Source organism: Egbenema bharatensis FJBBOT/2019 (assembly GCF_048077055.1).
Taxonomy (GTDB): Bacteria; Cyanobacteriota; Cyanobacteriia; order Elainellales; family Elainellaceae; genus Egbenema; species Egbenema bharatensis.
The window spans coordinates 1,462,444-1,475,836 of the sequence record NZ_CP182236.1; the positions used below are offsets into that span (position 1 = coordinate 1,462,444).

Annotated in this window: 12 protein-coding genes; 6 read left to right on the forward strand and 6 right to left on the reverse strand. The window is 52.3% G+C overall.

Going from position 1 to position 13,393, the window contains the following annotated elements:
* Positions 1 to 48 precede the first annotated feature (48 nt).
* A complete protein-coding gene (gene pstB / locus ACM1PF_RS06885) occupies positions 49 to 858 on the forward strand; it encodes a phosphate ABC transporter ATP-binding protein PstB (protein ID WP_416673489.1) in 810 nt (269 codons plus the stop codon).
* 203 nt (positions 859 to 1,061) lie between these two features.
* Positions 1,062 to 1,799: a response regulator transcription factor gene (locus ACM1PF_RS06890; protein WP_416673491.1), complete on the forward strand. Its 738-nt coding sequence runs from the start codon at positions 1,062 to 1,064 to the stop codon at positions 1,797 to 1,799.
* 468 nt (positions 1,800 to 2,267) lie between these two features.
* On the opposite strand, the gene ACM1PF_RS06895 is transcribed toward ACM1PF_RS06890, so the two are convergent.
* From ACM1PF_RS06895 to trmD, 4 genes are all read right to left on the reverse strand, one after another.
* Positions 2,268 to 2,810, reverse strand: coding sequence for an NAD(P)H-quinone oxidoreductase subunit J (locus ACM1PF_RS06895; RefSeq protein WP_416673494.1), 543 nt, complete (start codon positions 2,808 to 2,810; stop codon positions 2,268 to 2,270).
* Entirely contained in the window at positions 2,803 to 3,534 is a 732-nt protein-coding gene (locus tag ACM1PF_RS06900) for an NADH dehydrogenase subunit K (protein ID WP_416673496.1), read from the reverse strand. Before ACM1PF_RS06900 ends, ACM1PF_RS06895 begins: the two co-directional genes overlap by 8 nt.
* Positions 3,531 to 3,893, reverse strand: coding sequence for an NADH-quinone oxidoreductase subunit A (gene ndhC, locus ACM1PF_RS06905; RefSeq protein ID WP_416673498.1), 363 nt, complete (start codon positions 3,891 to 3,893; stop codon positions 3,531 to 3,533). Before ndhC ends, ACM1PF_RS06900 begins: the two co-directional genes overlap by 4 nt.
* 186 nt (positions 3,894 to 4,079) lie before the next feature.
* The gene (gene trmD / locus ACM1PF_RS06910) at positions 4,080 to 4,775 is read right to left on the reverse strand and encodes a tRNA (guanosine(37)-N1)-methyltransferase TrmD (RefSeq protein WP_416676587.1); all 696 of its coding nucleotides are present in this window, start codon (positions 4,773 to 4,775) and stop codon (positions 4,080 to 4,082) included.
* A gap of 200 nt (positions 4,776 to 4,975) precedes the next feature.
* Here trmD and ACM1PF_RS06915 point away from each other — a divergent pair, with 200 nt between their 5' ends.
* Positions 4,976 to 6,364: a GspE/PulE/PilB domain-containing protein gene (locus ACM1PF_RS06915; protein ID WP_416673501.1), complete on the forward strand. Its 1,389-nt coding sequence runs from the start codon at positions 4,976 to 4,978 to the stop codon at positions 6,362 to 6,364.
* Positions 6,365 to 6,475: 111 nt separating this feature from the next.
* Positions 6,476 to 7,390: a dienelactone hydrolase family protein gene (locus tag ACM1PF_RS06920; protein WP_416673503.1), complete on the forward strand. Its 915-nt coding sequence runs from the start codon at positions 6,476 to 6,478 to the stop codon at positions 7,388 to 7,390.
* Positions 7,391 to 7,739: 349 nt separating this feature from the next.
* Here ACM1PF_RS06920 and ACM1PF_RS06925 read toward each other — a convergent pair whose 3' ends face one another.
* Together ACM1PF_RS06925 and pdhA are read right to left on the reverse strand one after the other, a co-directional pair.
* On the reverse strand, positions 7,740 to 7,991 hold the full coding sequence (locus tag ACM1PF_RS06925; RefSeq protein ID WP_416676588.1) for a chlororespiratory reduction protein 7: 252 nt from the start codon (positions 7,989 to 7,991) through the stop codon (positions 7,740 to 7,742).
* Between the two features lie 84 nt (positions 7,992 to 8,075).
* Positions 8,076 to 9,104 carry a pyruvate dehydrogenase (acetyl-transferring) E1 component subunit alpha gene (pdhA, locus tag ACM1PF_RS06930; protein WP_416673505.1) on the reverse strand — a complete coding sequence of 343 codons (1,029 nt, stop codon included), beginning with the start codon at positions 9,102 to 9,104 and terminating at the stop codon, positions 8,076 to 8,078.
* A gap of 746 nt (positions 9,105 to 9,850) precedes the next feature.
* Here pdhA and ACM1PF_RS06935 point away from each other — a divergent pair.
* Together ACM1PF_RS06935 and ACM1PF_RS06940 are read left to right on the forward strand one after the other, a co-directional pair.
* Positions 9,851 to 12,145 carry an IMS domain-containing protein gene (locus ACM1PF_RS06935; protein WP_416673508.1) on the forward strand — a complete coding sequence of 765 codons (2,295 nt, stop codon included), beginning with the start codon at positions 9,851 to 9,853 and terminating at the stop codon, positions 12,143 to 12,145.
* A 193-nt stretch (positions 12,146 to 12,338) separates the two neighbouring features.
* Entirely contained in the window at positions 12,339 to 13,331 is a 993-nt protein-coding gene (locus ACM1PF_RS06940) for an AEC family transporter (RefSeq protein ID WP_416673510.1), read from the forward strand.
* Positions 13,332 to 13,393: the final 62 nt, after the last annotated feature.

Below are 13,393 nucleotides of genomic sequence, written 5' to 3' on the forward strand. Positions count from 1 at the left end.
TCAATGGCTCATGCTGCCTGATCAGCTCGATTAAGGTTAGGCTGGGTTATGGCTCGTAGTATTTCTATTGCAATTACCCCTCGCACCGAAACGATCCTGGAAGCAGAAAACGTTTCGGTTCACTATGGTGCAGTTCCAGCCATTCAAAACGTTACCCTGGATATTCCCAAAAATCAGGTGACATCCTTTATTGGGCCATCCGGGAGCGGCAAAAGTACCCTGCTGCGCTGCTTCAACCGCATGAATGATTTCATTCCAGGGGTTCGGCTGTCAGGGAAACTGAAATTTGAAGGGGTCGATCTGTATGCCGGAGATGTCGATCCGGTTCAGGTGCGCCGCCGCATCGGCATGATTTTTCAAAGAGCGAATCCGCTCCCCAAATCAGTCTACGAAAACATCGCGTTTGGGGCCAGAGTGAATGGTTATCCAGGGGATATGGATGAACTGGTGGAACGCACCCTGCGCCGGGCGGATCTGTGGGATGAAGTGAAAGATAAACTCTGGCAGAGTGGTTTATCCCTCTCCGGTGGGCAACAACAGCGGCTGTGTTTGGCGCGCGTGATGGCGATCGAACCCAAAGTACTGCTCATGGATGAACCCTGTTCTGCCCTTGATCCCCACTCCACCCTACAGATTGAAAATCTGCTGACTGAACTCAAGCAGCAGTACACGATCGTCATCATCACCCACAACATACAGCAGGCTGGCCGCATCTCGGACTGGACTGCTTTTTTCAACTCTGAAGTCACCGATCGCGGCAGGCTTAATCATCTAGTTGAGTTCGCCCCCACTAAGATTCTCTTCAGCACACCCAGGGAACAGGCAACCCAGGATTATGTGAGCGGTCGATTTGGCTGATTTTCCTGCTGCGGTCTATGCCAAGCGGACTGATCTGCTCTCAAATTTGGTCTCAATTCTCAGTTTCGCATCTCGCCTGGCTTGTTAGCCTGATATCAGCTAATTCTGATTATTCTTAAATTCCGGATCCGATTTGCGCGTTTTGCTCATTCATTCACTGCCCCTTTTTTCAATTCATTCACTGCCCCTTTTTTCAAAGGTCGATGTCAAACCCCCACACCGAAACCTTTGGTGATGCTTATCAAGCCAAAAGCATTCTGGTTTTAGAAAGTGATGAGCGTCTACGAGAGGCGATCGTCCAACTCTTACAGAATGAACAATATCAGGTATTCACCGCTGTTGATGGCAGCGCGGGTTTAGACCTAGCTCTCCAGTCAACTCAATCCGAGCAGGAGCCAATGGATTTGATTGTTCTCGATCAGTCCATGCCGCTTGTGGATGGTTTGACGATTTGCCAGCGATTACGTCAGAGTGGCAGTAACGTACCAATTTTGATGATTAGCTCCAAAACGAGCGAAACCGATCGAGTCGTTGGGTTGGAACTTGGGGCTGATGATTACTTACCTAAGCCCTTTGGCATGAGAGAACTGCTCGCCCGATGTCGGGCCCTACTGCGCCGTTGGGACTCGCCGCCAGACAGTAACAGACGACTGGCGATCGGAGATATTTCGCTCGATCGCCGACTGATGGTCGCTCACGTCCGGGATAGGGAAGTCTCCCTTTCTCCCAGAGAATTTAAGCTACTGCAATTCTTTATGGAACATCCGCGCCAGGTGCTCTCACGGGATCTCCTGGTTCAGGAAGTGTGGGGCAGCGATTTTCTCAAAGATCCTAAAACCCTGGATGTTCATATCCGCTGGCTACGGGAAAAGCTGGAAGACGATCCCAGCCATCCCAAATATTTGATTACGATGCGGGGATTTGGTTATCGGTTTGGCTAGAAAATCGTGAAGATCAAAAGTTCCCCTGGGGAAGCTACGTGTACACACAAGTCATCTGCTCTAGCCACGACTGGGTTTGATCCTCCCTAACCCTCCTTAAAAAGGAGGGAACCGGATTAGAAGTCCCCCCTTTTTAAGGGGGATTTAGGGGGATCTATCAGGGTTTGAGCCGCTCAGTCAAGATCTGTGTACACGGTAGCCTGGGGAAGGGGGAGCTAAGGGGATCGGGTCAGATTTGTGGAAGAAGCCAAGATCGGTTATGAGGCAGGTGAGAAGCCCAGGGGCGATCGCCCGTTGATGCCAGGCGGAAACAGTTTGTCTGAATTGACCCGAAAGATACCCAGGAATGCAAATTGAATCATCTAAAATTCTTGTGGGGTGGGCATCTTGCCCGCCCAATCAAAGAGGCAGAAGGATTGACAAGTTACTCAATTCCCATTCCTTACTTGATAGTAGGCATCCTGCTTTCTAGTAGGCATCCTGGAGTTCGTAAAAATCGGGGGAAATGTAATCCTTCCGCAAAGGATAACCGACCCAATCCTCCGGCATCAGAATCCGCTTCAGATTCGGATGTCCTTCGTAGACAATGCCATACATATCGTAACTTTCCCGCTCCTGCCAATCGGCTCCCTTCCAGATCCAGTACACCGAAGGCACCCTGGCATCATCACGGGGTAAAAAGACCTTAATGCGAACTTCCTCTGGATCAGTGACGTTATCCGCCACCTTCGCCAGGTGATACATGCTAACCAACTCACCGCCCGGGCCAGTGTCATAGGCAGCCTGACATTGCAGGTAATTGAAGCCATAGGCATAGAGAGCCGTGCAGAAAGGAAGCAATACCTCACGATCGACCTTCAGCACCTCTACACCTAGATGATCCGGCTCCAGGCTGTCATGCTCAAACCCATTCTCGGTCAGCCATTTCGATACCTTACCGGCTTCAACAATCTGGGTTTCTTCTTGATTTCCTTCTTCCGGTGTGGGAGATTTAGATTCCTCTTCAGCCATCACTTTCCTCCTTTTCAACCTGCTGCTCCAGGGCAGGGGAAACGGGCATCCCCATTGCTTCCATCAGTTCTCTGGGGGGAGCTTGTCGTGTGTCTGCCTGTAAATACTGCCCAGTCAAAATATCGGGCACGGGCTTCAGATTGTGGCTCACGCTGTAGTAGCGATGGCTCTGAACAAAATTGCCTCGCTCTACCAGGGATTCATTAGCAATCTTCTTCCGTAGCTTGATGATGGCATCGATGATGGCTTCTGGACGAGGCGGACAACCAGGAATATAAACATCAACTGGAATCAGCTTGTCTACCCCTCTCACGGCGGTGGTAGAGTCCATACTGAACATCCCCCCCGTGATTGTGCAGGCTCCCATGGCAATCACGTACTTCGGATCGGGCATTTGCTCGTATAGCCGCACCAACGCCGGAGCCATCTTCATCGTGATAGTTCCCGCCGTGATAATCAGATCCGCCTGTCTGGGGCTGGAACGAGGCAGCAAACCGAAGCGATCGAAGTCAAACCGGGAGCCAATCAGTGCCGCAAACTCAATAAAGCAGCAGGCTGTGCCGTACAGCATTGGCCAGAGGCTAGAAAGCCGGGCCCAGTTATGTAGATCATCAACGGTGGTCAGAATCACGTTCTCGGAGAGATCCTGCGTCACCTCAGCCCGTCCAACCGGATTGAGCAGCTTTTCAGCCGGATTGTTGGGAGTAGAAGTTTGGGGAGTCATGACCATTCTAAGGCTCCTTTACGCCACGCATAAACGAGAGCAACAACTAAAATTCCGATAAAAATCAAGGCTTCAATAAAGGCCAAAAGCCCAAGCTGATTGAACGCCACTGCCCAGGGATAGAGGAACACCGTTTCAACGTCAAAGATCACAAAGATCAGCGCAAACATGTAGTAGCGAATGTTGAACTGAATCCAGGCTCCGCCGATCGGCTCCATCCCAGATTCATAGGTGGTGCGACGCTCAACCCCAGTCCGCCGAGGGGAAAACAGGGTGGACAGGACGATCGCTGCGGCAGAAACCAGGGCGCAGACGATGACAAATCCTAGAAAATACTCGTAGCCATTGAGGACAAACACGGTTAAATCTGGTGCCTTAGTATGGACGCTTTGATAATGTTACCTATTTTTTACACTATACCGGAATTTTATAGCGGAAGGAGGGGCAAGGGAAGGCGGAAAGTGGAAGGTCGAGGGTCGTGATCCCAATCTTCGTCCTCAGTTTCGTCCCTACTTTTGCCTGAGCCGCCCCCTGCCTACTCCTGCCTACTGCTGTTGTTGCTCCACCCACGCCTGCCACAGATCAGGACGACGATCGCGGGTGCGTTGAACCTGCTGTTCTTTGCGCCATTGAGCAATGCGCTGGTGGTTTCCTGATAGGAGAACCTCGGGAACTTTTAAGCCACGAAAATCTGCCGGACGGGTATATTGCGGGTAATCTAATAGACCCGCTTCAAAACTTTCTGCTTTCAGGGATTCCGCTTTGCCCACGGTACCCGGTAGGAGCCGAACCACACCATTGAGCAGGGTTAGGGCAGGAATTTCACCGCAGGTGAGAACGAAATCCCCCAACGACACCTCGCGGGAAACAAGATGAAGGACGCGATCGTCAATCCCTTCATAGTGACCACAGAGCAAAACTAGCTGATCACATTCCGTCGCCAATTCTTGAAACATGGGCTGATTCATGGTTTGCCCCTGGGGAGTCAGCAAAATCACCTCTCGTTTGGGGAGCTGAGGCAGGGACTCCACTGCTGCAAAAATTGGCTCCGGTTTAATCAACATTCCTACCCCCCCACCATAGGGTTCATCATCAACCTTGTGATGCTTGTCCGTTGTAAAGTCGCGCGGATTCACCAGATTCACCGTTGCAATTTGCCTGGCTAATGCTTTACCCAGCAAACCGGAATGGAGGGGAGAAGTAAAAAAATCGGGGAACAGCGTCACAATATCGAAGCGCATAGTCAGACCGTTACAATTCTTATGGCTGGGGTTGTCTTGCTGGAGTTGACCTGAAAGGAGTTCCACTTCTCAGGCTACTCCAGATTCGGCAAAATTTTGAGCAAAACCTTGGTTGTGCAGTATTCTCGTGAGTAGAACTGAGGCTGGGTTGGGAATCCTGGATCTGTGGAGTTCCCAAACAGGGAATGGAATAAAATCTTATGGTGTCTCCAGAAAATCTGAACGAGTCGAATCCTCCGAGTGACATTCACCAGCGTGTTCTGGCTCAGTTTCAGGGGGATTGGGCAAAGCGGCTCAACGTTGAGCAAATGTTCACCCTGATTCAGGGCGTACTACCGCTTGAAGCCTGTCTTTACTATCAAGTGTTACCGCTATTTTTAGAGGGAAATCGCCTGCATTTGGGCATGGTGACCCCCAATGACACCTCTGCTCTGGAGTATGTTCGCCGCATTGTCTCTTATTTAAACTATTCCCTGGTGCCCCGTGCAATTACCTACGACGCGCTTCAGGTGGCATTAACTGGATACTTAAACTGCACAGGGAGTCCTAGTGCGGACGGCAAAGTTGTACCCGAACGATTCAGCTACGGACATCATCGTCATTCCGCCCATAGCCAGCGCAGCGGGGTGGATCAAACGATGCGACCGACCCTGATTTTGGATGAGCCAGATGAGCTGCTGAATGAATTTGAAAGTACGCGGATGCCAGAGACGGTTTCTCCACCGCCAGTACCCGCTTCACCTGCTGCGATGCCAGTATCCAGTGCAGACTATTTAATTGAACAGATTACTATTCTGCAAGAGGATGAATCCTCCGACGATTCTGCCGCAGTCCAGTCTGTTCAGGAAAATTCGGTAGCTGAGGCTGCTATTTCTGAGGGGATGGATCGATCGCCGTCCGCTCCTTCTCTCCAGTCCCCTGAGCCTGAATCCGGTTCCCTGACTCAATCCAATGATGCTCAACATCCTCCCTTAATTGAACAGGTTCCTGTCCTCGATATTCAATCCAACTATTTATCCAGTCCGGTGGAAATTTTAGCCACGCTTCCGGCCGCAGAACTGTTGCAGGAGTTGCTGGCCCGAGTATTGCTGGGTGGAATTGGGCGATTGTATTTTGAATGCCATGCGCAATATGGGCGGGTATTGTGGAGCCAGGATGGGGTATTGCAGTCGGTGTTGGACAGTTTGCCGCTTCCCCTCTTCACAGAGCTGATTGTTGAACTCAAACGAGTTGCCCAGGTTTCTCCGATTCCCGTGAGCCAGGCGAAACACGCTGAAATTGAGCGTTTATACGATCGCCATCGGGTATTGCTGCGCTTCCGGTTTATGCCCAATCAGTACGGCGAAGAAGCCACCCTTCAGGTATTGCGTGGAGCTGCCCTGCGGTTCTACCAGCGGCAACAGATGACCAAACTGAAACGAGATGCCCTGGGCATTGCCAAACAGCTTCAGACCAAGCTGAATGAAATCCGCGATCGGGCCTATGCTGAACCGGGGTTGTCAGGAACTAAGTTTGACGCACTCCCTGCCCTGACCCAACTACTGCAATCCATTGAAGAACAATTCGACGACCTGGGGGATCAGGAATAGGAACTACCGAATCGTGTTGTTCAGAATGAAAAAAATCTTAACTTTTGATAGATTGCAGAGGGGATACCTCTAGTTATCCTCTCGAAAGACACTATTTAGGTGATGGTTGCCATGCGTAGATGGTTTGGACTCGCGCTGATTAGCTGCTTCATGGTGTTGATTGGAGCACTGCTTCAGCCAGCGAGCGATCGGTTAATTGCGGCGGAAACTGAGTCAAATTATTCAGCTCAACAGGACTATAGCCAGGATTACGGCCAGCGGTTAATGCACTCGCACCAGGGCGATCGACCCATTGCGACCCCCATAGTGGCTCAGGCTCCTGCAATTCCTGTCGTTTCGGAACGAGTCACCTATGGTTCCCTGGAGGGGACTCCCGTTCAGGGTTATCTGGCTCGTCCAGCCGATGCCACAGAACCCCTACCCGGACTGATTGTGATTCACGAATGGTGGGGGGTAAATGACAATATCGAAATGATGACCGATCGCCTGGCAGGGGAAGGATACACAGCCCTGGCCGTTGATTTATTTGAGGGACAGGTCGCTGATACGCCCGAACAAGCCCGCGAGCAAGTGCAAGCGGCTCTCCAAACGCCAGAGCGGTTAGAGGAAAATCTACGACAGGCTTTCCAATACCTGCAAACGGAGCAGGAATCCCCCAGCATTGCTAGCATCGGCTGGTGCTTTGGAGGAACCTGGTCGCTGAACACTGCCTTGCTCTTTCCCGAAGATCTGGATGCCGTGGTGATCTACTACGGTGGGCAAATCACCACCGATGCCGAAACGCTCAGCCCCTTACAGATGCCTATTCTGGGAATTTTTGGTGAGTTAGATGACAATCCATCCCCAGAAACCGTCCGGGAATTTGAAGCAACCCTCAATGAACTGGGCAAATCTGCGGAAATCTTGATCTACGAAGATGCCGACCACGCCTTTGCCAATCCCTCAGGAACTCGCTACAACGCTGTAGCGGCTGAAGATGCCTGGAACCGGACGATCGCGTTTCTGAACCAGCATTTACAGGAGTAAACGCTGAGGGTCACTGCATATCGGTGCAACCCGCAGAATGGTGCAACCCGCAGAATGGTGCAACCCGCAGAATAAAGGGTTTGGAAGCACAACCAGGGTTGGCAAGCGATACCAAGGACTGTGAATTAACAAACTGAAAGTCTTGTGGGGTGGGCATCTTGCCCGCCCAGTCAGCAAAGTAAAACGCTGCACAAATTACTAATTGAAAACCCTGAGTTTGTTGGCAGGCAAGGCTGGATTTATTGGCAAGCGGGCTGGATTTATTGGCAAGCAAGATGCCTGCACTACGGCTGATCGGGAATGAAATTCAGAGGATAACCCTATCTTCCCCACTCCCTACTCCCTACTCCTACTTCTCCAACCGAATCACATACCACTGCAAGAACCCCTCTGGCCCCACATCTAGCTCACAGGCAGTTTCCATCAAATGTTTTGCCTGTTCCTCCAGGCTGTCAAACTTCTGTAGCTCCTGGGGCAGTTCCTGTTCCTGAAGGGTAGCCTTTAGTTTTTCTAATAATTCATTTGCCATGAGAATTTGCTCTGGCTGGTTAGGTTCCAGCAGAACGTAGGCATCCTCCTGGTACATGATGGAGTCGGGCATAGGAGTGGGGAGTGGGGAATGGGGAGTAGGGAGTCGGGGCGATCGGTCAATCGCCCGCACAGACAGGACTAATCTTCGGCGAAACTAATCTTCGGCGAAGACATAGCGATAGAGTTCGCTGGGATCGGGTTCGGGGCTTTCCTGGGCAAACTTGACTGAATCTTCAACGACTTCCTGAATCCGCCGATCGATCGCTTTAAGCTCGTCAGCGGTGGCTAACTCTTTTTCAGTCAGATGATTCGCTAACCGCTTGATGGGATCGCGGGCTAACCAGGCTTCTTTCTCAGACTTCGATCGCAGCTCATCTGGATCCGCCAGGGAATGACCCCGGAAGCGGTAGGTGAGACACTCAATTAAGGTGGGGCCTTCGCCAGCACGGGCACGAGCCACGGCTTCCTGAGCTACGGTACGAACGGCCAGGACATCCATCCCGTCTACTTCTACGCCGTGGATGCCAAATACGCTGGCTTTTTTGAAAATTTCTGGCTGGGAGGTCGCTCGTTCGTGGGCCATGCCGATCGCCCACTTATTATTCTCCACCACAAAGATAATGGGCAAATCCCACAGGGCTGCCATATTCAAGCATTCAAAAAACTGCCCGTTGTTCGTCGTCCCATCGCCAAAAAAGGCGGCTGTCACCTGATCGGCTGCCTCATCGCCCATGGTTTCCCGCCGGTATTTGCTCTGGAAGGCAGCCCCCAACGCCACTGGAATTCCCTCACCGATGAAGGCATAACCGCCCAATAGCCGATGTTCTGCTGAGAACAGGTGCATGGAACCACCGCGGCCTTTACTGCATCCCGTAGCCTTGCCAAACAGTTCTGCCATGACTTCTCGCGCAGGCACCCCCACACTCAAGGCATGGACGTGATCCCGGTAGGTGCTGCACACAAAATCCTCACCCGGACGCATGGCGCGGATCACCCCGGTTGAAACGGCTTCCTGACCGTTGTAGAGGTGAACAAACCCAAACATTTTGCCCCGATAATACATCTCGGCGCACTTGTCTTCAAACGTCCGACCGAGCACCATATCTTCATACAGCATCAATCCCTCATCACGGGCGATCGGGTTAATGGAGGGCAACGTTGGGATTGTCCGTTCCTGGCTCATGTATTTGTACTATCCTTAACTGCAAGAGTTCACTAAACGTCAATCAACAAATAATCGCTAGATCGCTAAAGGAAGTGTGTCAAGGGATTCTCAGGCAAATTCCTTGCTGGTCGGAGGAGTGCCCGACGAGGATTACACGGTAAGCGTTACATTTAAAGTGCCAGTAAAGTGCTAGCACCGCAGCCCCAGATATTAGCAGAGTCCTGGATAGAGATTCTACTGTATGGGGGGATCTATGGCGACCAGGCAAACGTGTAAGGTAAAATCCGCCTCAACTCAGCATATCCATTAGACCTCTCTAGCTTCAAGTACTGCGGTATTGCTTTTACACAACGGTGCGACTGTTACATAATTTCTTTAAAGAAGCTGAATTTTGCAGTTTACAATTCAGGTTCAGAATCAGGTCTCAGACGGACATCCAAAACCACCCAGAGCGCAGAGGCAGAAGCGGCAGATTCCGCAAAAAGTGTAAAGGTTGCTCTTATTTATTGCACACCTTTCGAGTCCAAAGTATAAACATAGGGGTAAATTGAATTGAATGCCCACGCTGCAAAAGTGAGTCCATGTGTTGCAAAACCTTATGTAGAAGTAAGATTTGTTTGCGCCCGTCGAGGATTCACCTATAGCAGATTCCTCAGGGGTGATCCTCTGTTAGGATGGGAGACTCAAATGCAGGGCAGTTTACCTCACCTGCATCTATCATTAGACCCAAAGAGCCAAATAGATTGTCGCGGGGGAAGGGAATTGTGCGAATTCCGCTTGATTACTATCGAATTCTAGGTTTACCGATTCAAGCAACGGTTGAGCAGTTGCAGCAAGCCCACGCTGATCGCACTCTGCAACTTCCCCGACGCGAATTTTCGGAGGCGGCGATCGAGACTCGTCGTCAGTTAATTGATGAAGCCTATGCCGTTCTCTCGGATCCAGGTCGCCGTCAGGATTACGATGCCAGTTTTTTGGCCAAGTCCTATGAACTCCTGGAAGTCGGCAAATCATCTGAGTTTTTCGATGAGCAGGGGTATGCAGATGAACCCGCTGGCTATGCTGGATCGGATCCCAGCAGTCCGGATTCCTATTCTCCCAACATCGATATTCAGGATGAGCAGTTCATTGGTGCCCTGATCATTCTCCAGGAGCTGGGGGAATACGAGCTAGTGTTGAAGCTGAGTCGTCCCTATCTGGATGGGAGTAATCTTGCCCTGAAGCAGGGACGGCTGGGCGATCCGGATCTGGTATTGGCGGATGTGGTGATGACAGCGGCTTTGTCCTGCTTGGAACTGGGCCGGGAACAATGGCAGCAGGGCCAGTACGAAAATGCGGCTGACTCGCTCAAGATGGGGCAGGATTTGCTGTTGCAAGAGGGTTTATTCCCCAGTCTGCGAGGAGAAATGCAGTCCGATCTCTACAAACTTCGTCCCTATCGCATTCTCGAATTGGTCGCCTTGCCAGAGTCGCAGGACAATGCCCGTTATCAAGGACTCGATCTCCTGGGAGAGATGCTGCAAGATCGGGGCGGGATTGATGGCAATGGAGATGATCAGTCGGGCTTGTCGGTGGATGATTTTCTGCGGTTTATTCAGCAGTTGCGCTCCTACCTGACTGCGGCGGAACAACAAACATTGTTTGAAGCAGAATCCCGTCGGCCATCAGCCGTGGCAATCTATCTCGCAGTTTATTCGCTCCTGGCCAGGGGGTTTGCAGAACGGCAACCTGCCCTGATTCGACGGGCGAAGGGCATGCTGTTACGGTTGGGAACGCGGCAGGATGTGCATTTAGAGCAGGCGGTTTGTTCCCTCTTGCTGGGGCAAACGGAGGAAGCGAGCCGGGCACTGGAACTGAGCCAGGAGTTTGAATCTCTGGCGTTTATTCGAGAGCATTCGCAGGGATCGCCGGATCTGTTGCCAGGATTGTGTCTCTACAGCGAACGCTGGCTCCAGGATGAGGTGTTCCCCCACTTCCGGGATTTGGCGTACAGGCAAGCTTCCCTGAAGGAATATTTTGCGGATGAGGATGTCCAGTCCTACCTGGAAGAGTTGCCTAATGAGCCAGAACCTGCACCCAGTTGGGCAGCTCATCGATCGGGGTTTGGAGATACCTACCGTCAACCGGTAGAGCGTTCAACTCGATCGCATTCCCGATTGCAGACGCTCAACCCCAGAACCACGGAACCCAGAATAGCTGGAATGGCTGGAATGGCAGCGACCACAGCGGCCACTATTCATGCTCTGGATGCTCCACCGACGATGAATGGGGCTGGCTACGGGGATAACCGGGGAGAAGATCATGCCGTAGCCCCGACTCATATCCCTCCTGGCTCCCGTGGCGATCGCCCGCGCTCCACCAATGGTCGAACCGGGGGAACGCCAACTCGACGAGGGGGTGGACGCTCCCTGCGGATCGATCGGGTGTTGATCCTGGCCGCATTGGGGGCAGGGGTCATTCTGCTGCTATATTTCATCAGTCGATTGTTCGCCCGACCTCAACCTGCACCCGTGGCGGGAAATGGTACACCTCAGGTTGAGCAGCTAGAACCCGTTCTATCGGAAGTGATCCCTTCCCAAACCCAGGCGATCGGGGCAAATGAGCCATTGGATGAAACCAATGCCGCAGCGGTAATCGACAACTGGCTAGCAGCGAAGTCCGCCGCAATGGGGCAGGGCCGTCAAACCAATCGGCTGTCGGAGATTCTGACGGATCCTGCCCTATCCCGCTGGCAGGAGCAAGCCCAGCAAGTCGAGGCGGCAAATTCCTACTGGGAGTATCAACACTCGGATGTCGAAATAGTCGAAGTTGAGGTGTTGTCAGATGAGTCGGCGACCGAGGGGACGGATCTGGATGGTGCATCCCCCGGACAGAATACTGCCAGTGAAGCTGTACCGCAGGAAGCCTTTGTTGAAGCGATCGTGTCTGAGCGAGGACATTTCTACAGCGACGGCCAATTTGATCAAACGTCTTCCTATGACTCCACTCTGCGCGTCCGATACAATCTGGTTCGGGTTGACGATGAGTGGCGGATTCAGGGTTGGCAAGTTTTGGAGTAAGGGGGATGGATTATTTCCCCGCATTCGGTCGGGGCGCACAGCAGTGCGCTGGTTATTTCTTCGCATTCGGTCGGGGCGCACAGCAGTGCGCTGGTTATTTTTTCGCATCCGGTCGGGGCGCACAGCAGTGCGCCCTTACTAAAGGGTCAAGCCGTGAACCCTGGCTGCTGTAGTCAAGTGACTCAACTGAACGATGACAGATATTTTGCTGCATGCCTATCTGCCTTTGTTTGCCTGGACAGGGCTGGGAATTGTCTTAATTCGGTTTCTGCCTGATGCCTTACCTCGATTCTTAGGTCGTAGCCTGTACTGGGTGGGGGTTCCCCTGGAAATTTTAGCCCTGACCCGTCGATCGCAGTTTTCACTTCAGGCTGGGGTGGTGCCGATGGTTGCAGTTGGGGTGCTGCTGGTTGGATTGCTCCTGTCCTGGCTGACCCTACAGTTGCTAGAAGTATTTCATGCGCGCCAGCCAGATGCCTGCGCTCCGGAAACCCAACTTGCCCTTTCCCACTCCCGATTCCCGACTCCCCCTGCTTCCCGCCCCACTCAGGGCAGCTTTATCCTCTCCTCCATCCTCGCCAATACGGGGTTTGTGGGACTGGCAGTGGTTCCTGCCTTCGTCAGTGCTCCCTATTTGAGTTGGGTGGTGCTCTACAGCGTGACGCACAACATCCTGGGTTCCTACGGCATTGGGGTGGTGATTGCCAGCTACTTTGGGCGGGCTGAATCCCCCGATCGCGGCTGGCGACAGCTTCGGGATGTGGTGACGGTTCCCTCCCTGTGGGCGTTTTGTCTGGGTTCTACGACTCAATCGATCGCGCTCCCAACTGTTTTAGAGCAGGGGCTCCAGGCTTCGATCTGGGTGGTGATCCCGGCGGCACTGCTGCTGATGGGAATGCGAATTAGCCAACTACAAGGCTGGAAGAGTCTGCAAATGGCGGTGATCCCCGCTGGATTCAAGGCAATTTTGCTGCCGGGTTTGGTTGGGATCGTCACAACGCTCGCCGGGATTACGGGAGATGCCCGATTAGCACTGGTGTTGATGGCAGGTATGCCGACCGCTTTTGCGGGGCTGATTCTGGCGGAGGAGTATGAACTCGATCGAGAATTAATTGCCAGTAGTATTGTCCTGACCAGTGGGTTACTGGTGCTGACGATTCCCCTGGGGCTGTTTTTACTGAGTTGAGATCAGATCGCTTGGGATCATGGCTCAAATGATCTGTAAAGCGTTTTACTTTGCTGACTGGG

What these genes read in the sequence shown, in the direction of transcription:
- pstB (WP_416673489.1), top strand. Translation starts at nt 49, where the DNA reads ATGGCTCGTAGTATTTCTATTGCAATTACCCCTCGCACCGAAACGATC.
- ACM1PF_RS06890 (WP_416673491.1), top strand. Translation starts at nt 1,062, where the DNA reads ATGTCAAACCCCCACACCGAAACCTTTGGTGATGCTTATCAAGCCAAA.
- ACM1PF_RS06895 (WP_416673494.1), bottom strand. Translation starts at nt 2,810, where the DNA reads ATGGCTGAAGAGGAATCTAAATCTCCCACACCGGAAGAAGGAAATCAA.
- ACM1PF_RS06900 (WP_416673496.1), bottom strand. Translation starts at nt 3,534, where the DNA reads ATGACTCCCCAAACTTCTACTCCCAACAATCCGGCTGAAAAGCTGCTC.
- trmD (WP_416676587.1), bottom strand. Translation starts at nt 4,775, where the DNA reads ATGCGCTTCGATATTGTGACGCTGTTCCCCGATTTTTTTACTTCTCCC.
- ACM1PF_RS06915 (WP_416673501.1), top strand. Translation starts at nt 4,976, where the DNA reads ATGGTGTCTCCAGAAAATCTGAACGAGTCGAATCCTCCGAGTGACATT.
- ACM1PF_RS06920 (WP_416673503.1), top strand. Translation starts at nt 6,476, where the DNA reads ATGCGTAGATGGTTTGGACTCGCGCTGATTAGCTGCTTCATGGTGTTG.
- ACM1PF_RS06925 (WP_416676588.1), bottom strand. Translation starts at nt 7,991, where the DNA reads ATGCCCGACTCCATCATGTACCAGGAGGATGCCTACGTTCTGCTGGAA.
- pdhA (WP_416673505.1), bottom strand. Translation starts at nt 9,104, where the DNA reads ATGAGCCAGGAACGGACAATCCCAACGTTGCCCTCCATTAACCCGATC.
- ACM1PF_RS06940 (WP_416673510.1), top strand. Translation starts at nt 12,339, where the DNA reads ATGACAGATATTTTGCTGCATGCCTATCTGCCTTTGTTTGCCTGGACA.